General features: G+C 62.1%; 19 protein-coding genes, 1 tRNA gene and 1 pseudogene. 10 read left to right on the top strand and 11 right to left on the bottom strand.

All coding sequences use genetic code 11. The annotated features are described in order from the left end of the window. Positions 1-241 precede the first annotated feature (241 nt). The 4 genes and pseudogenes from X946_RS32495 to X946_RS26555 form a co-directional block, all read left to right on the top strand. Positions 242-583: pseudogene (locus tag X946_RS32495) on the top strand (tyrosine-type recombinase/integrase); the annotation flags it as partial. Positions 584-832: 249 nt separating this feature from the next. After that, on the top strand, positions 833-1,972 hold the full coding sequence (locus X946_RS26560) for a tyrosine-type recombinase/integrase (protein ID WP_038754085.1): 1,140 nt from the start codon (positions 833-835) through the stop codon (positions 1,970-1,972). Positions 1,973-2,283: 311 nt separating this feature from the next. Further along, positions 2,284-2,700, top strand: a complete 417-nt coding sequence (locus tag X946_RS34660; RefSeq protein WP_152611836.1) for a hypothetical protein — start codon at positions 2,284-2,286, stop codon at positions 2,698-2,700. 6 nt (positions 2,701-2,706) lie between these two features. Then, positions 2,707-3,546: a hypothetical protein gene (locus X946_RS26555; protein ID WP_152611835.1), complete on the top strand. Its 840-nt coding sequence runs from the start codon at positions 2,707-2,709 to the stop codon at positions 3,544-3,546. A gap of 299 nt (positions 3,547-3,845) precedes the next feature. Here the strand turns inward: X946_RS26555 and X946_RS26550 are convergent, their stop codons facing one another. After that, the gene (locus X946_RS26550) at positions 3,846-4,439 is read right to left on the bottom strand and encodes a recombinase family protein (protein WP_038754079.1); all 594 of its coding nucleotides are present in this window, start codon (positions 4,437-4,439) and stop codon (positions 3,846-3,848) included. Positions 4,440-4,890: 451 nt separating this feature from the next. Here X946_RS26550 and X946_RS26545 point away from each other — a divergent pair, with 451 nt between their 5' ends. Beyond that, the gene (locus tag X946_RS26545) at positions 4,891-5,997 is read left to right on the top strand and encodes a DNA-methyltransferase (RefSeq protein ID WP_235364061.1); all 1,107 of its coding nucleotides are present in this window, start codon (positions 4,891-4,893) and stop codon (positions 5,995-5,997) included. On the opposite strand, the gene X946_RS32490 is transcribed toward X946_RS26545, so the two are convergent. The 5 genes from X946_RS32490 to X946_RS34650 form a co-directional block, all read right to left on the bottom strand. Then, positions 5,994-7,094 carry a hypothetical protein gene (locus X946_RS32490; protein ID WP_200886455.1) on the bottom strand — a complete coding sequence of 367 codons (1,101 nt, stop codon included), beginning with the start codon at positions 7,092-7,094 and terminating at the stop codon, positions 5,994-5,996. The two genes, X946_RS26545 and X946_RS32490, sit on opposite strands and share 4 nt — an antisense overlap. Positions 7,095-7,222: 128 nt before the next feature. Then, positions 7,223-8,917, bottom strand: coding sequence for an AAA family ATPase (locus X946_RS32485; RefSeq protein ID WP_081990053.1), 1,695 nt, complete (start codon positions 8,915-8,917; stop codon positions 7,223-7,225). An 805-nt stretch (positions 8,918-9,722) separates the two neighbouring features. Further along, positions 9,723-10,043 (bottom strand): hypothetical protein, encoded by a 321-nt coding sequence (locus tag X946_RS34655; RefSeq protein WP_152611834.1) that lies wholly within the window; start codon positions 10,041-10,043, stop codon positions 9,723-9,725. Positions 10,044-10,099: 56 nt separating this feature from the next. Beyond that, entirely contained in the window at positions 10,100-10,591 is a 492-nt protein-coding gene (locus X946_RS32480) for a hypothetical protein (protein ID WP_152611833.1), read from the bottom strand. A gap of 298 nt (positions 10,592-10,889) precedes the next feature. Next, positions 10,890-11,513 (bottom strand): hypothetical protein, encoded by a 624-nt coding sequence (locus X946_RS34650; RefSeq protein ID WP_152611832.1) that lies wholly within the window; start codon positions 11,511-11,513, stop codon positions 10,890-10,892. Positions 11,514-11,654: 141 nt separating this feature from the next. Between X946_RS34650 and X946_RS26530 the strand changes: the two genes are divergently transcribed. Then, the gene (locus X946_RS26530) at positions 11,655-11,942 is read left to right on the top strand and encodes a helix-turn-helix domain-containing protein (RefSeq protein WP_326929498.1); all 288 of its coding nucleotides are present in this window, start codon (positions 11,655-11,657) and stop codon (positions 11,940-11,942) included. A 30-nt stretch (positions 11,943-11,972) separates the two neighbouring features. Here the strand turns inward: X946_RS26530 and X946_RS34645 are convergent, their stop codons facing one another. The 4 genes from X946_RS34645 to X946_RS26515 form a co-directional block, all read right to left on the bottom strand. Then, positions 11,973-13,394, bottom strand: coding sequence for a hypothetical protein (locus tag X946_RS34645; RefSeq protein WP_152611831.1), 1,422 nt, complete (start codon positions 13,392-13,394; stop codon positions 11,973-11,975). Then, on the bottom strand, positions 13,391-13,621 hold the full coding sequence (locus X946_RS32475; RefSeq protein WP_081990052.1) for a helix-turn-helix transcriptional regulator: 231 nt from the start codon (positions 13,619-13,621) through the stop codon (positions 13,391-13,393). Before X946_RS32475 ends, X946_RS34645 begins: the two co-directional genes overlap by 4 nt. Before the next feature lie 65 nt (positions 13,622-13,686). Beyond that, on the bottom strand, positions 13,687-14,409 hold the full coding sequence (locus tag X946_RS26520; RefSeq protein WP_152611830.1) for a hypothetical protein: 723 nt from the start codon (positions 14,407-14,409) through the stop codon (positions 13,687-13,689). Between the two features lie 201 nt (positions 14,410-14,610). Next, positions 14,611-14,686: transfer RNA gene (locus tag X946_RS26515), tRNA-Arg, on the bottom strand. Positions 14,687-14,962: 276 nt separating this feature from the next. Here X946_RS26515 and X946_RS26510 point away from each other — a divergent pair. Then, on the top strand, positions 14,963-15,853 hold the full coding sequence (locus X946_RS26510) for a c-type cytochrome (RefSeq protein ID WP_038754061.1): 891 nt from the start codon (positions 14,963-14,965) through the stop codon (positions 15,851-15,853). 215 nt (positions 15,854-16,068) lie between these two features. Here X946_RS26510 and X946_RS26505 read toward each other — a convergent pair whose 3' ends face one another. Continuing rightward, positions 16,069-18,156, bottom strand: coding sequence for a UvrD-helicase domain-containing protein (locus tag X946_RS26505; RefSeq protein WP_038754060.1), 2,088 nt, complete (start codon positions 18,154-18,156; stop codon positions 16,069-16,071). Between the two features lie 306 nt (positions 18,157-18,462). On the opposite strand from X946_RS26505, the gene X946_RS26500 reads away from it, so the two are divergent. From X946_RS26500 to X946_RS26490, 3 genes are all read left to right on the top strand, one after another. Next, positions 18,463-19,170, top strand: coding sequence for an SGNH/GDSL hydrolase family protein (locus tag X946_RS26500; RefSeq protein WP_038754057.1), 708 nt, complete (start codon positions 18,463-18,465; stop codon positions 19,168-19,170). A gap of 581 nt (positions 19,171-19,751) precedes the next feature. Then, on the top strand, positions 19,752-20,804 hold the full coding sequence (locus tag X946_RS26495) for an oxidoreductase (protein WP_038754054.1): 1,053 nt from the start codon (positions 19,752-19,754) through the stop codon (positions 20,802-20,804). A gap of 162 nt (positions 20,805-20,966) precedes the next feature. Next, on the top strand, positions 20,967-21,344 hold the full coding sequence (locus tag X946_RS26490; protein ID WP_038754051.1) for a hypothetical protein: 378 nt from the start codon (positions 20,967-20,969) through the stop codon (positions 21,342-21,344). Positions 21,345-21,575 lie beyond the last annotated feature (231 nt).

Raw genomic sequence — 21,575 nt, 5'->3', positions numbered from 1 at the left:
TCCATCACTTCCTGCCTGGTGTTAGTCAAAAACACAGTCTTATGCCTACCCGCTAGTTTAAGTGAGAGGCTATGTCCGGTGTTTCAGGGGGCTGCTCCATGCATGGACAACGACGGGCCGTTCGCGGAACGGCCCCACGCTCCGGCCGTCGATCAGGGCCGGGTCACGTAGACGCTCTACGATCGGCTCACGGGCACTAGCATCAGCGCGCTCCTCGTCGGTCAGACTGGCTGACTCGCCGAAGCGGCGGAACCCCGTGCACATCGAACGCGCGTTCGTTTACCGCGGTTCAGTGATCGGTTAGCCGGGTACAACGTCATCGCGGAAGGCACTGAAGCGGGCGGGGGTTGGCGATTTCCACTGGCACGACCTGCGGCACACCTGGGCGAGCTGGCACGTGCAGCGCGGCACGCCGTTGCAGGTGCTCAGGGAACTCGGCGGCTGGGGAACGTCGGAGATGGTGCAGCGCTACGCGCACCTGTCGGCCGATCGTCTCGCGCGTTGGGTGGCACCGCATACCTCGGTCGCGGAAGTGATCCAGTTGCCGCCGGCGGTGCAGGAAAACATGCGAAGGGCCGGATAACAGGTGTACTTTAGCTACACTCGGTAAAAACGACGGTGGGGGAAAATCGCGGAGAGGCTTATCTGGCTTGGCGCGCCCGGCTGGGATCGAACCAGCAACCCCTGCCTTCGGAGGGCGGGAACCATCGTTTTTTGCAGTTCACGGAAGTCCACAATAAAACCGTAACTTACTGATTTTGCGCAGATTTAGATTATTGACGTTCGAGGAGGTCCACCATAGAATTTCCGTACCGATTCCGTACGGAAAAATATGGCCACGACGATCAACTCCAAGACATCGCGCGATAAGCTCGCGCCGCGCCGCGAGCCTTATTGGTCGCGCATTCAGGCAGGACTGTATGTCGGTTATCGAAAACCGACCGAGGGCGAAGGAACTTGGATCGCACGTCGCCGCAATGAGGATGGAAAACAGCAATACAGTGCGCTCGGCACCCACGCAGCCTACGACGACGCTGCAAAGGCAGCGATCGAGTGGGCCAATGCAATCCACGCCGGCGTTTCGTCGAAGGGCATGACTGTCAGGGAAGCATGCGAACACTACGTGAAGCACCTTGGCCTTCACAAAGGCGCGTCAAGCAAGGCCGACGCAGAAGGCCGGTTCAGGCGCCTCATCTACGACGCGAAGATAGGGAAGATCAATCTGTCGAAGCTTCGCACGTCTGATATCAAGACATGGCTATCGACTCAGATTGAACTTAGCGAGAGCGACGCGGAGGACGAAGACGACCTGCGACGCGCCAAGGACAGCGCAAATCGCAATCTCGCATCGCTGAAAGCGGCGCTGAATCTCGCGTTACATGATCGACTTGTCGCAACGGACGCTGGCTGGAAAACAGTGGCGAAATTCAAAGATGTGGGCCGAAGACGTCAAGCGTTCCTCTCTGCCGACCAGCGCAAGGCTTTGATAAGCGCATGCGTCAACGATATAAGGCAGTTGGCGACCGCTATGTTGCTGACCGGCGCGCGGCCCGGCGAGCTTGCGAATGCGTCCGTCCGGCACTTCGACCGCGAGCAAGGAACTCTCGCCCTTGAAGGCAAAACTGGGCATCGTGTGATTACCCTTTCGTCCGCAGCCGTCGCCTTCTTCACCGAGCAGACCAAGAACAAGATTGGGAACGCGCCAATCCTAGCGACGGAGTTTGGGCAGCGCTGGAACAAGGATTCTTGGAAAAAGCCCTTCAGGGCTGCGGTGCTCTCTGCCAAACTTCCGCCGACCGTTGTCATGTACTCACTTCGCCACACGGCCATCAGCGAGTTCATCGCAAATGGTACGGACAGCTTCATCGTAGCGAAATTGACCGGCACATCCACCGCGATGATCGACAAGCACTATGGACACCTCCGGCACGATCAAACGCGAGCAAAGCTCGACGCGATAGCAATGCTGTAGTTTGTATGCCGCCTTGCTTACATTCAGCTTGGCGACCCGACGCCTATGGGCGTCCCATCCCGGCCATTGGCCGGGTACTGCAAACAATTCGACAATCCTCAACGGGCCCGTGTAGCTCACGGTCCGCGTCGTGGCAATGCCCGAGGCAACGCGTGCTCAGCCGCGCCTCCGATTTCAGCAGCAGGGCCGACCTGCGTATGTGTAATTAGCTGAGAAATCGGCGAGGTTGGGGGTGTATTCTTTGTTTCGGCGGGTAGCCCGCCTTGCTCGAAGGCTTCATAATGGGGCACTCTTAAACCGACGATCCCACCATGGAAGAAGAAAAGAGGCTGGAAGAAGCGATTCTGAAGGTGAGCAAGGACGCATGGTCGCTGCGGAATGAGCCCGCGTTGCTGAGTGACATGCCGCCATTGCTTACCAAAGCGATTCCAAATTACAAAGCAATTCTTGGCACTCGAAACCTCAAGGCATTCATAAAGAGCACGGGTTCGAACGCGGGCTACAAGCTCGTTGAGCATCCTACGCAGCGTGCGCGAGTGGGAGTTGCACCTGAAACGGCCAACTTTGAGTATGCTCAGGACGAGGCCAAGCCGACGGTCAGTCCTGGCGCTCGCAAAGCCAACGAGGAAGTCGTCATAGCGTTCCTGCGCGCTTTGGCGAATTTGCCAAATGCCGATCTTGATAAGGTCGTCTTGCCGGCGTCGGTTCTAGCCAAACTTCTCAAGTAAAGCAACGTGAGGATTGCAATCTGCCTAGCGTCAGGTGACGCGGGTGCGGCCGCCCTTTTCCGCAAGGAACAGACCAGCCTCATTCCGAAGTCCCTTTGCGATCATGAGCGTGTGAAAGCACTTGCACCGGTGTTCAGTGCGAGCGTTTATGACCCGAGCACTGCGGGTCGCTCTTTGGAAGATTATCTAATTCAGGTAGGACAGACCGCTGACGTGATCGTCTTGCTCGTTGACGTTGCGACGCCCGACTTGGGTTGTCACATCAAGTCTGCGTGCTTTGTTGCCGATGTCGAGTTTGCCAGCCATCCTAAGACCAACTACAAGAATTACTTTGCGGGAAAGTTCGCGCGGTTGCTTAAGAATCTGGCTTCGCTGCTCGCTGTCATGCAGGACGGCGCTAGAGAACAGATCGTTCTGCTGCCATTTCGCACATTTAATGCGAAAGAATTGATGGAACTTCGCAGAATCTGTACCAAAGAGACCCTCTCCCCTGATTTTGAGGGGCGGTTGGAGCAGTGCATCGAATCTCTGCGACGCAGGCGGAGACCGCGTAAGGGCGCGGGCCCGAAGGATCAGCACTATGTCGACGACAACGACAAGCTCTTCCAATATGGCTTAGAGCACCACGCTCGGGTTGCGACAGGTTCGCCGCACACGTCTGTATGCGTGCTAACCGGTAGCTTCAGATTCGGTAGAAAGATTGCGACTGACCGCCACTACAACGTGACGAAAGAAAATGGGGATCGGACGGAAATCGCTGGCACATTCGTCGGCTGCCATGATGACCAGTATGTGGTCCAACCGACCAGCCACCTGAACATTTTTAGCAACGATTACAGGGCCTGAATGAAATTTGCGGGATCCCAAAAAACTGGGCATCCCGCAATTCTCCCTTCCTGACTAAATTGCACTCCTCCGCTGAGGCAGTAGCAAGCATCCTCGCGCTTCAACGCCGAAGCGATGTGGCGACTCCTCCGGCTACGGTCCATCACGAGCCCAACCAGAGTCCAATCAAATGAATTCCCTGGTCGGGACAGAGGCGCTTAGTAGGAATAGCGTGGAGCTAGTATAGCACGAAACCTATTTGAGTCCTTGACCGTCCGAAGAAGCGCTATGCAACCGGTTTCAAAATCAACTCAGCGATGTCAGTTCACGCCGACTGAATTGCCACGCACACGCAGTCGCATAATCGTCTGGCGGCTCGTGTGCAGTTCACGGGCGACGGCAGCGACCGTCTGCCCCTGAGCGAGCAGAACCAGAGCCAACGACTCCTGCTTTTGGTTCAGCGCCTTCGGCCGTCCCAGCACCTTCCCTGCGGACCGCGCGTGCGCGAGTCCGGCGGCGGTACGCTCCAGCAACAAGTCACGTTCAAACTCTGCTACCGCAGACAGCACCGACATAGTCATCTTTCCGGCGGCGCTAGTGAGGTCTGCGCCGCCCAGCGCGAGGCAATGGACGCGGACGCCCATCGTCGTCAGTTCTTCGACAGTCGCCCGGACATCCATCGCATTACGGCCTAGCCGGTCAAGCTTCGTTACGACCAGCACGTCGCCCGTTTCCAGCCGGTCGAGCAGCTTCGAGAAACCCGCACGCTGCTTCGCTGAAACGGAACCAGATACGCACTCGGAAACCACGCGGCGGGGCTCGATGTTGAATCCAGCAGAACGGACTTCGAGGACTTGGTTCTCGGTCGTCTGTTCAGCGGTCGAGACGCGACAGTACGCAAAAACTCTTCCCATTCCACCTACCCCGTCCAAATACGATGTACGAAATATCCATCGCATCCAAAAAGGTGTCAAGCAGATTTTTGGACAGGTCGTGTGAGGGTGTCCAAAACCGACCGTATTTGGACACGTCAGAACATCAAGCGGTCAGCCAAACGCGCGCGCCGCACTCAATTCGCCAACACGACGATCGGACAGCAACGCATTCCAGCCTGTCGCGAGTGCCTCGCGCTCGCGTCACGGACTTCTCCCCCTCAGACCGCCACTTTTTTCAGGGATTTATGGCGGGAACACTTGCGTCAGACACGCCCGGCACGCGACAATTCAGCCCGTGTAATACAAAAACCAATCAGGTTTTCGCGTGACAAACAATCAGAAACAGAGGAAGAACATGGCCCGACCGAACGTAGTGGAACCGAAGGAAACAACGGCCTCTGTACGCTTGAGCACCGCTGAGAAAACGTCGTTGGAACAGAGAGCAAAGGCGCTTGGTCATCGATCGCTAAGCGACTATCTTCGGGCTCTCGCCCACGCTGACATTGACGGCGCTACTCCGAAAATGCGACCGCCGCGCGTCGCGCGTCCGCTGACTGAATTTCACAATACGGACTTCGGCACGATGTGGAACGGTGACTCGCTCGATTGGATGGACGCGCGAGAGGCGTCAAGCGTCAACCTAATAATGACCTCGCCTCCTTTCGGCCTTGTCCGGAAGAAGAGCTACGGCAATGAGGATGCCCACGCATATTGCGACTGGTTCCGACCGTTCGCGGAGGGCTTCAGGAAAATTTTGCGCGACGATGGCAGCCTCGTGATTGACATCGGCGGCGCGTGGAAGCCGGGCACGCCTACGCGGTCCCTGTACCACTACGAACTCTTGATCATGCTCTGTGAGGAGTACGGCTTCCACCTTGCGCTCGAACATTTTTGGTGGAATCCGGCGAAGCTGCCAACGCCAGCAGAATGGGTCAACGTGCGTAGGGTGCGTCCAAAGGACGCCGTGAACTGTGTTTGGTGGCTTTCGAAAACCCCATTTCCGAAAGCGAGCAATCGCCGCGTCCTTACACCGTACAGCGCATCGATGAAGCATCTGCTCAAAAATGGCTACCAAGCGAAGACGCGACCGTCCGGCCACGTCATCTCGGAGAAGTTCGGCCGCGACAACGGTGGCTCCGTGCCCCCAAACCTCCTAGCAATCGCCAACACAGAGTCGAACGGAACGTACCAAGACTATTGTCGCGAACGCGGTCTCGACATCCACCCAGCGCGTTTTCCGGCTGCCTTGCCGGAATACTTTATTCGCATGACTACGGACCCCGGCGACTTCGTGTTCGACCCGTTCGGCGGATCATGCGTCACAGGCGCCGTCGCCGAAGCCTTGGGTCGCCACTGGGCGAGCGTTGAAATGAACGCCACTTACTTGGAGGGGGCGATGGCCCGTTTCATGGGGCCGGCAGCACCGACGGCAGCGGAAAAGCCGTCCTCCTATACGATACACACACCTTGCGCGACGCCTGTAGATGAGGCCGAGGTTGCGCTGATTGCAGATGGAGGCGCTGCTCGCGCAGCCTAAGCAACGGCGAGAACGGACATCGCCCACGGACCCAGCGCCGTGCCTCCGAGATCGGACAGTCCGACGCAACCAACCGGTCCGATCCCAACCGTCAACGGCACGTCGTCGCGGTCTGCCAAGGCGATGAGACTTCTGGACAGAATAGCGGCCGAGTTGTCGCCTTGCCTGAAGGCTGCGTCGCGAGCGTAACCAGTCAACTGGTTGCAGGCTTCGAGAATTGCACTCGGCACGGACGACGACGAACCAAACCACTTGCACTCCACGATGGCGAGAATTCGTCCCTGCCGCTCAATGGTCAGATCGGCGCGAGCGGTTCCGGCAGCTATACCTAACGATTCTGCCAGGTTCGCAGCCATCCTCTCGCCCTCGTCCAGTTCCTCGTCGGGACGCGAACGAATTGCCCGTTGCCACCATACGTTGATATCCCCTACGCACGCCGCCGGCCTTCCAGCCACGAACGACGCATCTAATGCGCAAGGCACACCAGCGGCAGCAGATAGAGCTTCGGCGATCTCAAGCAGACATGCCATCTCAAAGCGACGCCATGTCTCCAGACGAGGTAAAACGTCGGATGCAAGCAGTGCGGCCAAGCTTTCTCGCTCAAGCGCTTCGATGCGAAGAAGCGCCGAAGCGCAGTCCCAAGTAAGACGGTAGAGTGGCGCACGTGCCTTCGCCGCCTGCCTTCGCTCGTGTGCAACTATCCTTGCTCTGCCCGCCGGGGACGACAGAATATCGCGCAACGGCGCCGTCCTCAGTGCATCGTCAATCATCGACAGTCTTTCTCTGGCCAGCCCATCGAACAAGCCACCGCGCGCGTGGAGCGCAGCGGCGCGCAGTGCACCCCGAGCAGAGTCGAGGGTTTTGGCCAGCACGCGATTTGGCCCAGAAAGCCACGTACTGGCCGCCTCGGCAACGACAAATGCAGCGGGGTCACACGACGTAGCCTGGAGTAGTGCTGACGCTGCCGCGTCGGGAGGCCCAGGAATTTCACCTGATACTTCGCGGCGCAAATCTTCAAGCGAGGCGGTTATTTCTCTCGGCTTGGTGGCGCACCGCAACGCCAGCGCGCCAACCGGACCGGACAGTGCCCACCACATGCGGAGCGCATCCAGGTCAGCCTCTCGGAGCATGTCCGTTGAGCCGCCATAGGGCGAGCGTTCTCCTCCACCCAAATGGCGAATAAGACCGCGCAAGCACAGGGACTCAAGTCTGGCCTCGGAGGGCGTCAAGCCGAAAACTCCCGGCAGTCGAGATTGAGACGGGCTGTCCGTTCGGCGTCGAGCCCCCACGCGGCCGCCACGCCGGCGGCAAGGTCGGATGCCTCGCGTGGCGAAAGTCCGTCCATAAGTGGCAACACACACATTCGGAACGCCGACAGGAACGCTTCTGCCGCTGCTCCCACCGGTAGTGCAAACGGGTCGACGCCATGGTCCAACGCGCGGAGGGTCTTGAGAAAGTCGACGATGGGGGCGCCACCAATTTCGCGAGCAGTATTGACGGCACGCCACATGGCGCCAACCGGGTTCGCTGGTGTCGGATCGGGAACCGTCATGGCGAGTCTGACAGCCATCTCGCGCACGAACGCGTCTGGATCGGATGGCGCGCCGACCTTGATCCAAGCGAACCGACGGCTAAGAGCATAGGAAATTTGACCCAATTGGGTCTTATCGTACGTGTTCAGCGTGCATATCAAACGCCACGCTGGTTGCGGTGCATGCTCGTGGGGTGCCATATCCTCACGCGGCTCAGGGAGCACCACGTGGAATGGACTCAGTGGATTGGCGACATCGGCACGGCAAGGCAGAACGGACGACTGTCCGGAGAGAATAGAAAACAGCGGCCCAAGGACCTTATCGATCGGGCATCGATTGAGTTCATCGATGATCGCCGGCTTGTCGAAGTTCCGTAGCAGAGCGCCGGGAATGAAGCCGATAGCTCCTCCGCCAAGCGGCTGATAGCCGCCAACTAGGTCCTGTGTACTCCATGCAGATGACGCGGTTAACATCAGGTACGATCCATCGCCATCGTCGCGCTCGGAAAGCTCACGAGCGAGATACTCCGCGAGAGTCGTTTTGCCCGTACCAGGTGGTCCGTAAAGGATCACATGCCGCTTGTCGGAGTTGATCGCCGCTTCGATTTGGCGATACACCGAGGGATCAATACCCACGAGGGCGGTGTCCTCTGCAAGCGCAAACGGCTCGGCGATTGGCGCTGGAGCGAACACGGCGGACAAATCAGTCGTGAGTTGGTCGCGACTTGCAGCATCGGCTCCGTCATAAAGCTGCGCACCAGCAAAGGTCGCGACTGCCTGCGCGGCGTCGGCATAGGTTGTTCCCGCAGCAGCCGGCACCGCCCCGGGTGCCTTCACCAAGGCTCTGAATGCGACTGTGTAACTCTGCCTAGCCACCCCGCCGGCATAATCGATGGTTCCAGCAATCGGGTCAAAATTGGTCAACAGTTCGCCAGACGTGCCCGCACGCAGGGGCCTCGCAAAAGCCAGAATCAACAGATACTCCCAGCCCTGCGGAAATTCCCACGGTGCAGTGGGATCGGCCGGCCTGACCGCCGGCAAAACGCGATAGACGCATACGGCGCAACTTCCGTCACGGTTGTTCGCGTAGCCGACGGTTTTAGCCATCAATATCGGCTGGTTCGCGGCATCGACAGGGAATCGCGCTACCGGCGCAGCACCGCCGGGTTGCGCCTCAACCTGTACGATCCATCGCGGTGGCTTACTCGATACAGACTGCGGGTTCGCCCAAAAACCGGTCGCCGCGCTCGTCGGGTGCGCGAGAGCAAGGGCCTTGGTCCCGCCGCTCTTCATTGAGAGGCCCCTCGGGGTAAGCAGACTTGTCTGTATGTCGTCTTTCAGGGCCTTGAAAACCCCGAGAATATCGTTTGTCGGCAACGGCGCGGCCACGTGATACCTCTTTGATTCTTATTCGATAACCGCGCATCTTCCGGGTCCGCGCACGCCCGGTCAATCTTTTCTAACGGCCGGGTGATGATTTTGACGGCCTCATTCCCAGCCTCGCATAAGGCTACGGAGATAGAAATGTGGGGACACGAACCGGCTAAAGCGTTGCCGAGTCTTGAATTGACGGGGATCAGCAGACCGACTTGCTCAATCAGAATTGCCTCCGAGCCTTATGCCGCCGTGCTTCACTGCAAGTCGCATGTTCTCGCTGATAGCCCGCCCCCCCACGCCGGCCGCTCTATGAGGTTGCAAACCCGTCCCAGTGTCGCTGCGGCATTTCTGGTTTTGCGCCGCGCATGCGCGGTCGCGTGGTCTTGACCATCAACGCCTGTCAAAACCGCCGATGGTAACTTTGACCCAGCGCGGATGGGGCGCAGCGTCGAGCAGCGCACGCGCCGACTGCGGCGCGCGTGCCGGTGCAACGGATGCCGGCGATTCGAGCAAGTGTGCTCAAGCGTTGGGCAGCGCCTCAGTTTTGAGAAACGACTGCCATGCTCGCGGGCAGCGCGTCCATGTGTGAATCAGCGTGTGCACCCGGCGCGATACTGGTTGGGTATCCCAAGGTCGGGAATAGTCCTCGTTACACCAGCAAACGAGTTCAGATTTCCATCCACGTCGTCAGCTTCGTGCAACCGGTTTCAAAAAATGCAGGTCGCAGCGCCCACCTACGGGCATACCTGTTGTCAGGAAGCGACCAACCTGCGAGCCCCCAAGTGCGCCAGTGCAATCGGCCACCACGTCAATCGACCTACAGGCAGGCTTTCGCCGCTTTTTCAGGCGCAGTGAAATGCGGCGGCGGCTCGCGCATCTCGACGTGTGCGCCGGTCGCTGTGGGCGTCACATCGACGATATTCCCACCATAATGTCGTACCCGGTAACTGCCGTCCGGCCGTGAAAATTGCTCTGCATAAGGAGCGGCGGACGCCCACTGCTCGTGGACACAGTCGGCGTAGGCCTTAGCGTTCTTCGTTGTTTCCGCAACGAACAAAGGCTCGCGCTGCTCTACGGACCCGATAGAAACGCAACCGACCAGAGAGGTAGCCAACGCAAACAGGATGATTTTCTTCATGGTTTGAGGCGTCGTTGCGATAAGAAAGCGGTAACAAGCAGGTCCGTCGCACGGCGTCAGCGACGGTCGAATTCTTTTTCGGGCACATCGACCCATGCAGGATGCGGTGCATGTTCGAGTAGTTGGGCGAGACTGCAATTTCGGTTGGCAGTCGCGACGCCAGCGGTGGTCGCGAGAGTCTTCGCCCACGTGTCGGGCAATGCGTCAGTAGCGAGAAAGGCGGCCCACGCCTTCGCAAAGCGCGCACGGGTGTGAATCATCGTGTGCGCGCGTTTCGAGACAGGATAGGCATCCCACGGCCGAGCGTAGTCCTCGTTATGCAACTGAATTTCGCCAGTGGCGCCAGTCACCGAGCACAAGCCGTCATGAGTGAGCCATCCGTTCGCGCGATAGAGGTGAATCAACTGCCAGCCTCGGATGCGTGCGGCCCCGCTGAAACCGTTATACGGCCCGATGACGGGCCAACGCCATTGAGAGAGGTGGAAGACCGTCTGCGGCCGATCGAATGCAAGCGTGACGAGTTGGGAGCGATGCAGCACCGACTCCATGTCATCGGGAGTGTTCGTCTGACAAGACGTGCCACCCACGGTACCGTGTCGCGCGGCGTTGCCGGAACACGGCTCGGGCGCAAGGGTAAACAGACTCACCTTCGTGTGCGTACAGGGAGACACGTGCAACCAGTTTCAAAAGCGACGACAAAATTCGGTGGCTGATGCATCGGCAGTGTCACTGCGTCGGCCGGGAACTCGCGGGCTTTTCCTGCGATTTGTTCGACGTCACACAGCCGGCCAGTGCTGCCAGTCTCAACACCAACCCGGCCTCTTTGATGGAACTGCAACCGGGAATTCAAAGCTTCGATGCTGCCGCGCTTTGCTTGGCGTTACGGTCGTCAAGGAAGGCTTTCATCAAAGGCCTGTACTGAACAAAAACCTCGGATTGGTCGATTTGTCCTTGGCGCTGATAGAGCGTTATCTCGACGTTCGCGCCGCTCCAGTCGCTCTCTTCCGACGTGAACTCGCCGCCCGCAATCGCTTTCACCACGGACATCGAGGTTTTCATCGGCGGGCCGTACCGGGTTACGAGAAGGTTCTTGATCGTGCTGAAGTCCTGCTCGTTCGCGTCGAGCGTCACTGACGCGACCTTACTGTCGTACATCAGCGCCGAAATGCTCTCGGGAATTCCGAGGTCGGGCCCCCTCCATAGCTTGACGGTGTTCTCATAGGTCATCACGCAGGTCGTTTTGGTCAGCGCTCGTTGAACGGTGTCATTGGGGCATACGGGCAAATCAGATGGAAGCGGCTTTCCAAGCTCCAGACCGAGAAACGACGTCGGCTCTTTGTCCCAGACGACCGACGGGGCCTGCGGCGACTTCCTAGCCGGCGCTTTCGCCACAGCCGCATGGGCGGCAACGCACGCCAGAGCGATCCCCAACACCACGGCACGTGCTCGTGCCTTCACTATCGACGCCATTTCTTCTCTCGTAGTTGTATGGCCGGGCTTCGACAGTCCCCGTACGCCCCGTGCAACCAGTTTCAAACTGGAGCATAGCGTTCGCAACCGAGCAAAGCCGGTAAATGTCACTCATAGTTGTCGAGATTAACCCGATAGTGCGTGGACCGCAACAATTCCGGCGGCGATCCTCTGCCTATGAGAAAACCGCCGGAATTAACAGCGAGGGACCTTTTCGCCTCGAACTTGCGCGCGCTTCGGCGAGCGAAGGAAATATCGCAGGAAGAATTAGCGCATTCGGCGGGACTGAGCCGAACCTACGTCAGCTCAGTAGAACGCGGTGATCGAAACGTCTCGATCGACAACATCGGAAAGCTGGCGATTGCGCTCGGGACCACTCCGATGAATTTGCTGGACCCGGAACTCTCCAAGAGGCTGCGCGGCGAATGATCACAAGCGGCGAGATCGCCGCTGCGCTCATCAGCCCACCCCAAGCTCCCATATCGGCGTAGCGTCGATACCTAGGTCTTCAATGACCGTGCAAGCAGCGACGAGCAATTCGACTCGATCATGGGTCGGCCGGCTTCCCAAGAAGCTTCTCACGTACCGCGACGCCTCCGACAACGCCGTATCGCCGCACTCCATTGCTCGCGCCACTCGCGAGCGAACGCCGTCGAGGAAACGAGCGCGGGCCTCCGGTGGTACGCGGGCGCTGATGCCGTAGTTATCGGTTTCATCCGCCGTCGTTTGCACCCGCCGGAACTCGATTCCGAGGAACTCAAACCCGTCTCGGACATCACGAGGTTCTCCAGCTTCGATTTGCAAAGGCCCCGCTGGGTGCCTTTCGAAAAGCCGTCGAAAGAGGCACACTTGTGCTCTCACATCGTCTGGTGACTCTCCCAGCACAAGCAGGTTGTCGCCGTATAAAAACACACGGTCAGGCGGTAACGGCGGCAACCCGGCTTCGATTAGCCAGTAGGCAACAAGCGATGATGAGGCTGCGCCTTGGGGCAGAGCCAGCGAGGGTCCAGATGCAAATAACTCATCACATCTCCGTAGATAATGGTCACGTCTTCTATGTTCTCTAACTCTTTGGTCGATCGCCTCCTGTGCGTAGATTGCCAGCGTTTGTTGAATCACCTTCGGTGAGAGCGGAAGCACATCGCGCGCCGTGACTAGCTGGATGTCATCGAAGCAGTTTCGGATGTCGATCTCGGCGCAGTGCGTCAAGCTAGCGTCGTCCTTGAGCATCTGCGTAACCTCGCTCACGACGATCGACATACCCCCTCGGAACATAGCTTGGACGCGATACTGGCTGCACGAAGCTGCGGCGAGCGCCGCTTGAACCAAGCGCTGGCGCGTAGTCCGCGCGATGTCGAGAGCGTAGAACGTCCGCCAGCGGCCGTCTCCTTTGGGCTTGCCCCGGCGGTAGAACGGTTCAGCGCATGTAATCGAAGGGTCCAGCGACCACTGCAACAGTTCTCCGCCGGCCCTCCAGTCTCTCCATCGTGCATAGAAGGTTGCCTGACGCTCGGGCAACGTCAGATGTCCATTTGGGCCCTTGTGATCGAGCCAGGTGTCATGCAGTACGTCGAATTGAACCAAACGCGACCGCAAAAAGCACTTCACAGCGTCTTTGAGCGCGCGTCCAGGCCGGTCCGTGATCAGCCGCAATGACTTCGCCCGAATCGCCTCGATGAGTTTCCCGTGACGAACAACGCCACGCCGGCGGCATTGCTTGAATTCAGGATCGTAACGGTAGCCGTAAACGAGCGGATCGAGGCGGCGGTCGCTCGTGAGTCGCGGAATAATGCGGGGCGGCTGCCAAGCGGATACGGCGCGCGATTCCTCTGGGGCTGCTGACCGCGCGTCGCGTGTGTGACGGAAAGGTGTGGTGGTCACTGGCGGCCTCCCGAAAGAGCTTGCGTGTCGGCCTCGGTGCTCAGCCGACTGTCGATCCAGCGACCAATATCCTCCTGACGCCAAGCAACCGCTCGGCGGCCAATTCGGACGGGAGCAGGAAAACTTCCGTCACGAATCATTGCGTAGATGGAGCTTTTGCGGAGGCCGGTCAGTCCGCAGACATCAGGTAGCCGGTGAAGGCGCGGTCCGAATTGTTTGTTGTCCATGGGAGTTCATCCGTGTTCGAATGACTCCATTGTGGGTTGGCGTACCGCGCCGACCTGCGCCACATTTAAACTTTGTTGGCTCGAATCTGTAGCGTGCCTGCCGTATCGGCAGCGCTATGCATGCGGCCACGTGACCAGCCGTTTTCCCATCTCTCCTTGCAGAGTGCGATGCCCGCTTGCACTGCGTTGCGGCCCGGGACGTCCTGCTTCGACATCCCTAGCAGCCGCTGGCAAGCGAACTTGAGCATCTGATGGAAACCGCTCTCCCCTCTCAACGGCGGCCACTTTTTATATGAGAGACGCCACGCGAGCGCCGCCTCGCAAGCCAACTCGGTGACATAGTCGATTGGCCGACCCGACTTTGAATTGAACGAAAATCGAACGGTTCCGGCGTCCACTGCAAACAGAGCCTCGCCGTCGGTCGCGCGCGGCTTATCGGGCCGCAACAGCGAGACCACATCCTTCTTCACCTGATCAATGTTCGCAGCGAGATACCGATGATGGACATCGTGTCTACCCACGGATTCGATCGCGCTGTGCAGTTCGTGGGCGGCGCTTTGCAACCGTAGATACGCTTCGATTATCTCCGGCGACGCCGGCTTTTCGACGCGGAGAAGGCCGGGGCCAAGGCTATAAATGAAACCTTCGAGGCCGGGTTCCGGCAATTTGAGTTTTTTCGCCTCGTCTCGTAGTAGGTTCGCACGTTGTTCACGCTGGGTTTGCGCCGCCTTGTCGAGTCGCTGTCGAGGAAGTTCCCGGTGACGAACGTAAGGTGAGTTTCGTGTCATGGACGCGTCGTTCGCGGCTGTCTCTTTGGACCGCGACGCTTTTTGAAACCAGTTGCAAAAACGCTGCTTTCGACGCCGGAGGGCAGTGGAAAGTCGGGCGGCGAGGGAAAGATGAGAGGCGGAGCATTTCCGTACAATTTCCGTACGGCAGCGACACAATGGTGGCGCACTTCGCTAAGTTGTTGTTCTACCAAATATTTTTGGCGCGCCCGGCTGGGATCGAACCAGCAACCCCTGCCTTCGGAGGGCAGTACTCTATCCATTGAGCTACGGGCGCTTACGGATGCGATGCGACCCTAGATAGTCGCAGCGCGTAGCAAGACGGCAAGAATACCTTGTTTCCGCCGGACCGTCCACCGCCGCTCCGCATCCGTCCGCCCCTCCTCCTGCATCGCCTCATCACGCACGCCGCCCCCTCCGACGTGCGGGTAAACACGCGCCGGGCGATCGCTCGCCGCCATGTAAACGTTCCGTCTATAATCGTCCGAGCTTCACCCCACAGCCATTCATTGCCGTACCGCTCACAATTCCTATTCACGGAGACGAGGCAAGCATGAGCGAAGCACCCCACGGAGCCCCCATCAAAACCCCCGGGCAACTCATCGCAGTTGTCATCGCCTCATTCGTGATCCCGATCGCGATCATCGTGCTGTTCGCCACCTACGCCAATCACGCGTTCCGCACGGGCGCCGGCACCGACGGCCTCTCCGACGAAGCCGTCGCAAAGCGCATCGCCCCCCTCGCGCAAGTCGAAATCAAGGACGCCAACGCGCCGCGCGTCTACAAGACGGGCGAGGAAGTCTACAAGGCCGTCTGCGTGACCTGCCACAGCACCGGCGCGGCCGGCGCGCCGAAGTTCGGCGACGCCGCCGCCTGGGCGCCGCGCATCGCGGCCGGCTACGACGAAGTCCTGCACATCGCGCTGACCGGCAAAGGCGCCATGCCGCCGCGCGGCGGCACGAACCCCGACGACTATAGCGACTATGAAATCGCGCGCGCAGTCGTCTACATGGCCAATCAGGGCGGTGCGAAGTTCGCCGAGCCCGCGCAACCCGCCGCGAATGCGGCCCCCGCTTCAGGCGCGGCCGCGGGCGCGTCGGACGCGACGGCCGCCAACGCGCAAGCCGCCGCGGCAATGGCTGCGATCGCCGCGCTGCCGAAACCGGGCGAGGCGCCCGCCGCAGGCGCGAACGCTGAAAGCTCGGCGTCGGCAGGCAAGGCGCTGTACGAATCGACATGCCAAGCGTGCCACGCAACGGGCGTGCTGAACGCGCCGAAGTTCGGCAACAAGGCCGACTGGGCGCCGCGCCTGAAGGATTCGATGGATACGGTCTACAACTACGCGCTGCACGGCAAGGGCGCGATGCCGCCGAAGGGCGGCGCGAACGCGTCGGACGCCGACGTGAAAGCGGCCGTCGACTACATGGTCAACGCCGCCAAGTAACGGTCGCCGATGCAACGAAAAACCCCCGCGCTGCGCAAGCATCGCGGGGGTTTCTGTTTTGTCGCGGGCGGCCGAGCGCCGGCCGGATCGCCCGGCGATCCGGCCATCGGTCAGGACTCGTCCGGCCGATATCCGCGCTGCCTCGATCGCCGCGCGGTGATCGGCCGCTCGGCCAAACGGCCAAACGCACGCCGTGCGCCGCGTGCCCGCCCGCATCACTTCTGCAGCAAAGCCTTCAAGCTCGCGAGCCGATCCTTCGGCGTCATCGGCGCCTCCTCCGGCGCGGGCGGCGGCGCTTCGTCGAGCCCCATCTCGGCGATGAAGCGCGACTGCTCGCAGACGATCGTCTCCCGCGCGCGCTTGCGCTTCTTGCACCAGTTCAGATGCAGGCTGCGCTGCGCGCGCGTGATGGCGACGTACATCAGCCGGCGCTCCTCTTCGATCCGCTCGTCGTCGATCGGGCCGTCGTCGCTGCCGCCGCTGTGCGGCATGATCCCTTCCTCGACGCCGACGAGGAACACGTGCGGATACTCGAGCCCCTTCGACGCGTGCACGGTCGACAGCCGCACCGCATCCGGGTCCTCTTCCTTACCCTCGAGCATCGACATCAGCGCGACTGTCTGAATCAGGCCGAGCAGGTTCTTGCCTGTGTCGGCAAGGCCGTCCGCGTTGTGAAAGCCTTCCGTCTCGCCGTCAACCGCTTCTTCCGGCTCCGGCTTCGTCCCCTTGCGCTTCAGCCATTCGAGGAATTCGAGCACGTTCTGCCACTTCGTCTGCGCCTGCCGCTCGTCATAGGCGTCGTACAGGTACGCTTCGTAGTGGATCGCTTCCATCATGTCGTCGAGAACGACGGTCGCCGGCTCCTTGTCCGCGCGGTCGGTCAGGCGCTGGATGAAATCGCAGAAGATCCTCAGCGGCTCGACCTGCCGCGCGGACAGCCGCGCCTCGATCCCGCCCATGTAGACCGCCTCGAACAGCGACACCTTCGCCTGCCCCGCGAACGCGCCGAGCGCCTCGAGCGTCGTGTTGCCGATTCCGCGGCGCGGCGTCGTGACCGCGCGGATGAACGCGGGATCGTCGTCGGCGTTCGCGATGAGGCGCAGGTACGCGCACAAGTCCTTGATCTCGGCCTTGTCGAAGAACGACTGGCCGCCCGACAGCACGTACGGAATCCGCTCGCGCCGCAGCACCTGCTCGAAGATGCGCGCCTGGAAGTTGCCGCGATACAGGATCGCGTAATCGCGAAACTGCGTGCGCCGCTCGAACTTGTGCGCGGACAGCCGAAACACGACCGATTCGGCCTCGTGCTCTTCGTCGTTGCACGGCGTGACGGTGATCGAATCGCCCATCCCGTGCTCGGACCACAGCTTCTTCTCGAACAGCTTCGGGTTGTTCGCGATCACGTTGTTCGCGGCGGTGAGGATGCGCACCGTCGACCGGTAGTTCTGCTCGAGCTTGACCAGGTGCAGCTTCGGGAAGTCCTTGCCGAGCTGCGCGAGGTTCTCGAGCGTCGCGCCGCGCCAGCCATAGATCGCCTGGTCGTCGTCGCCGACCGCCGTGAACGCGGCGCGCGGGCCCGCGAGCAGCTTCAGCAACTCGTACTGGCACGCGTTCGTGTCCTGATACTCGTCGATCAGCAGATAGCGCAGCCTGTTCTGCCAGCGCTCGCGCACCGGCTCGTTGTTCGCGAACAGTTCGGTCGGCAGGCGGATCAGGTCATCGAAGTCCACCGCCTGGTACGCGTGCAGCGTCGCGACATAGTTCCGGTAGACGAGCGCCGCCTGATGCTCGTCCTCGTTCGCCGCGATCGTCATCGCCTCCTCGGGCGTGACGAGGCCGTTCTTCCACAGCGAGATGATCGTCTGGATCTTGCGGATCAGGCCCTTGTCCGTCGTGCCGATCTGCTCCTGGATCATCCCGAAGCAATCGTCCGAATCCATGATCGAGAACTGCGGCTTCAGGCCGACGTGCTCGGCCTCCTTCCGCAGGATCTGCACGCCGAGCGAGTGGAACGTGCAGACGGTGAGCTGATTGACGGGCACCTTGCGGCCTTCCTTGCCGGGCGTCGTGAGCGTCTTGCCCTCGAGGAGCTTGCCGACGCGCTCGCGCATTTCGGCGGCCGCCTTGTTCGTGAACGTGACGGCGGCGATATGGCGCGGCTCGAAGCCTTTTGCTTCGATCAGGTGCGCGATCTTCTGCGTGATGACGCGGGTCTTGCCGCTGCCCGCGCCGGCGAGCACGAGGCAGGGACCGTCGAGATAGCGCACCGCTTCGCTTTGAGCGGGGTTCAGGCCTGCGGACATGATTGCGGATGGTGTTGCGGTTGACGGCGGCGAAGCCGGAAGGCGCCGCGAGCGAAGCGCGGCCGGCGCGCGGACTGCAACGCCGGCCCCCGGCAAATGGCTCGCGGGACGCGCATGTTAACACGGCGGCGGCCGGCGATTCTTTCGCGAATGTGAAACGGGCGCTGCGTCGGACATTCGGACGATGCCCATGCGGCGCTCGCGCGGCCGCGGCGGCGCCGGCGGATGGCGGATGGCGGCCGATGCGCGCCGCTCGCTATCATGGCGGCACGCCACGACCTCGACGCCATACATCACGGAAACCGCATGGGATACCACTTCGCCACCGCCGCGCTCGGCCCGCTGCTGCTCGCTCAGGGCCGCCATGTCAGGCGCGTGACGCCGCGCCTCGCCGAGGCCGACGGGCCGCGCAGCGGCGTCGACGGCGCCGGGCCGCCGCTGCGCCTCCTCGTGCTCGGCGACTCGGCCGCCGCGGGCGTCGGCGTCCCGACGCAGTCCGACGCGCTCACCGGCCAACTCGTGCGCGCGCTCGCGCCGTTGCATCGCGTCGAATGGAGGTTGCTCGCGCGCACCGGCGCGACGACGCGGGATCTGCTCGACTGGCTCGATGCCGAGCCCGACGCGCGCTTCGACGCGGCCGTCACGTCGCTCGGCGTCAACGATGTAACGGACGGCGTGTCGCCCGCGCGCTGGCGCGACGCGCAGGCGGCGCTCGTCGAACGGCTGACGACGCGCTTCGGCGCGGCGCACGTGATTCTGTCCGCGGTGCCGCCGATGCATCATTTTCCGGCGCTGCCGCAACCGCTCAGATGGTATCTCGGGCTGCGCGCGCGGCGGCTCAATACGGCGCTGTCGCGCTGGGCCGCCGGCCAGCCCGCGTGCGAGTTCCTGCGGGTCGACATGCCGCTCACGCGCGACGCGATGGCGTCGGACGGCTTTCATCCGGGCGCGCGGGCCTGCGCGGTGTGGGCCGAGCAGGCCGCTGCGGCAATCAGGCGGCGGATCGGAGGTTAAAACGAACGCCCGACGACGGTCGATGCGTCATCGCCGCGAACGCGGGCTCTCACTTGGCTCGCGCACCGGCATTCTCCGGCCGGCGGCCTTTTCGATTAGCCCATCGGCCGCTCGCAAAGGCTTCGGGCGCGGAATGCCGACGGGGACGCGAGCAGGTGTGCAGGCAGCTCGGCGCCGTTCGGCGGAGCGGCGGCGCTCCCGGCTGCAGGACGGAGCAAGCCGGCCGGACGGCGAAGCTCCCGAGCGCCGCTCCTCCGGGAATCGATTCGCCGACCGAGCGGACCGGCGTTGCCCGGTCGGACCGCCGCTCTCGCCAGACGCCGGACGGACACCGGACGGGCGCCGAGAGATACATCGAAAGCAATCGAATCCGCGCCGTTTCGGCCGCGTGCCTTGCGCCCCTCGGCCGTGCCGGCCGCGTCGCGCGCCGTTCCTGTCGTTCGGCGTTCGCACGCCTCGTCCATTCGGCCAACGTCGCCGCCGAACCGTTCCGCCCCCTTTCGTCATGCCACAATAGCCGTCCGTCGCCGTGCGGCGTCCGAGCCGCCGCGCCTCAGTTTCGCAAGCAGACAGGATCGTTCATGTCGTCAACGCTCAAGATTGGTTTGATGGGTTTCGGTTTTGCAGGCGCGACGTTCCACGCGCCCGTCATCGCGCACAGCAGCCGCACGCAAATGGCCGCGATCGCCACCGGGCAGCCGGAGCGCGCGCACGCCGCGCATCCGGACGCGGCCGTCGTGCCGGATCTCGATGCGCTCGTCGCGCTCGACGAAGTCGAGTGCATCGTGATCGCAACGCCCAACGACACGCATTTCGAACTGGCGAAGCGTGCACTCGAAGCGGGCAAGCACGTGGTCGTCGACAAGCCCGTCACGCTGACGGCCGCCGAAGCGCTCGCGCTCGCGCGTCTCGCGGCCGCGCGCGGCCGCGTGTTCGCGCCGTTCCACAACCGCCGCTGGGACGGCGATTTCCTGACCGTGCGTCAGCTCGTCGAAAGCGGCGAGCTCGGCCGCATCACCTATTTCGAATCGCACTTCGACCGCTTCCGTCCGCACGTGCGCACGCGCTGGCGCGAGGAAGCGGCGCGCGGCGGCGGGCTGCTGTTCGATCTCGGGCCGCATCTGATCGATCAGGCGCTCGCGCTCTTCGGCGCGCCGGACACCGTGAGCGCTGCGGTCAAGACGCGCCGCGACGGCGGCGGCGCGCCCGACTTCGTCCATCTGCAGCTCGGCTATCCGGACAAGGACGTCGTGCTTCACGCGAGCGCGCTCGCGGCGATCGAGCCCGCGCGCTTCACCGTGCTCGGCACGCAGGCCGGCTACCAGAAGCACGGGCTCGATACACAGGAAGATCAGTTGAAGGCGGGCCTCACGCCCGGCGACGTCGAATTCGGCGGAGGCAACCCGCCCGGCGTGCTGCGCGGACTCGACGGCGAGCTCGAGGTCGAACGCCCGGTGCCGACGCTCGACGGCCAGTACGCGGAGTTCTATCGCGCGCTCGCCGCGTCGATCCACGGCGGCGTGCCGTTCCCCGTCACGCCGCAGGACGCCGTCGACGTGATGACGATCATCGAGCTCGCCGCGCGCAGCGAGCGCGAAGGCCGCCGGCTGCCGTTCGTGCGCGAACCGATCTGAGCGGCGCGCGCGATGCCGCCCGCGCATCGGACGCCCGCGGCTTGCGTCATCCTTGAGCGCCAACAAAGCGTTACAAACAATTCGGGAGCGAACGTCATCTCGACGAAGGTCTGAGCCGTTCGTCTAATTGCCTGTCCCGGCATCGTCAATCAGGAGAATGGAATGCATCGGTTGATCCGCGCGGCGGCATGCTGCGCCCTCGTCTCGACACTTGCGGCATGTGTGGTCGCGCCGCAGCGCCCCGCACCGGCGCCCGCGCCTGCTCCAGCTCCGGCGCCCCGCCCCAATCCGCAGGTGGTCGGCTACGAGCGGATGCAGCAGATCCAGGGCCGCATCGACAACCTGAGCCACCGAATCGACGCGCGCGTGAACGCCGGCTACTATCCGCCGCCGCAAGGCGCCGCGCTGCATCGCCGGCTCGACGTGATCCGTCAGGAGTCGAACGACATGGCGGCCCAGCATGGCGGCGGCCTGTCCGGCGACGAGCAGCGCGTGCTCAATCAGGAGCTCGACACCGCCGCTCGCGCGATCGGCGAGTAAGCGCACCTTCGGCGGCGGCCGTGCGCGCCGCCGCCGTTCGATCGCGCGACGGGCGGCGCTTCGACGCGCGGTTTCGGCGCCCCTCGTCCAAGCCGCGCTTTCGAGGCGCGGCTTCACGCTTCCGACCCCGGTCCGCTGACCGCTGACCGCTGACCGCTGACCGCTGACCGCTGACCGCTGACCGCTGACCGCTGACCGCTGACCGCTGACCGCTGACCGCTGACCGCTGAC

The organism is Burkholderia sp. ABCPW 111 (assembly GCF_000773065.1).
GTDB classification, from domain to species: Bacteria; Pseudomonadota; Gammaproteobacteria; order Burkholderiales; family Burkholderiaceae; genus Burkholderia; species Burkholderia savannae.
The sequence above is the reverse complement of the archived record's forward strand: the minus strand, read 5'-3'. Positions and strand labels throughout refer to the sequence as shown.

Bases quoted from the DNA above. Each gene is read 5' to 3' on its own strand.
- X946_RS34655 (WP_152611834.1), bottom strand. From the start codon at position 10,043: ATGAAGAAAATCATCCTGTTTGCGTTGGCTACCTCTCTGGTCGGTTGC.
- X946_RS26495 (WP_038754054.1), top strand. From the start codon at position 19,752: ATGTCGTCAACGCTCAAGATTGGTTTGATGGGTTTCGGTTTTGCAGGC.
- X946_RS26510 (WP_038754061.1), top strand. From the start codon at position 14,963: ATGAGCGAAGCACCCCACGGAGCCCCCATCAAAACCCCCGGGCAACTC.
- X946_RS26490 (WP_038754051.1), top strand. From the start codon at position 20,967: ATGCATCGGTTGATCCGCGCGGCGGCATGCTGCGCCCTCGTCTCGACA.
- X946_RS32490 (WP_200886455.1), bottom strand. From the start codon at position 7,094: ATGTGGTGGGCACTGTCCGGTCCGGTTGGCGCGCTGGCGTTGCGGTGC.
- X946_RS34650 (WP_152611832.1), bottom strand. From the start codon at position 11,513: ATGGCGTCGATAGTGAAGGCACGAGCACGTGCCGTGGTGTTGGGGATC.
- X946_RS34660 (WP_152611836.1), top strand. From the start codon at position 2,284: ATGGAAGAAGAAAAGAGGCTGGAAGAAGCGATTCTGAAGGTGAGCAAG.
- X946_RS32480 (WP_152611833.1), bottom strand. From the start codon at position 10,591: ATGGAGTCGGTGCTGCATCGCTCCCAACTCGTCACGCTTGCATTCGAT.
- X946_RS26500 (WP_038754057.1), top strand. From the start codon at position 18,463: ATGGGATACCACTTCGCCACCGCCGCGCTCGGCCCGCTGCTGCTCGCT.
- X946_RS26505 (WP_038754060.1), bottom strand. From the start codon at position 18,156: ATGTCCGCAGGCCTGAACCCCGCTCAAAGCGAAGCGGTGCGCTATCTC.
- X946_RS26520 (WP_152611830.1), bottom strand. From the start codon at position 14,409: ATGACACGAAACTCACCTTACGTTCGTCACCGGGAACTTCCTCGACAG.
- X946_RS26560 (WP_038754085.1), top strand. From the start codon at position 833: ATGGCCACGACGATCAACTCCAAGACATCGCGCGATAAGCTCGCGCCG.
- X946_RS32475 (WP_081990052.1), bottom strand. From the start codon at position 13,621: ATGGACAACAAACAATTCGGACCGCGCCTTCACCGGCTACCTGATGTC.
- X946_RS26550 (WP_038754079.1), bottom strand. From the start codon at position 4,439: ATGGGAAGAGTTTTTGCGTACTGTCGCGTCTCGACCGCTGAACAGACG.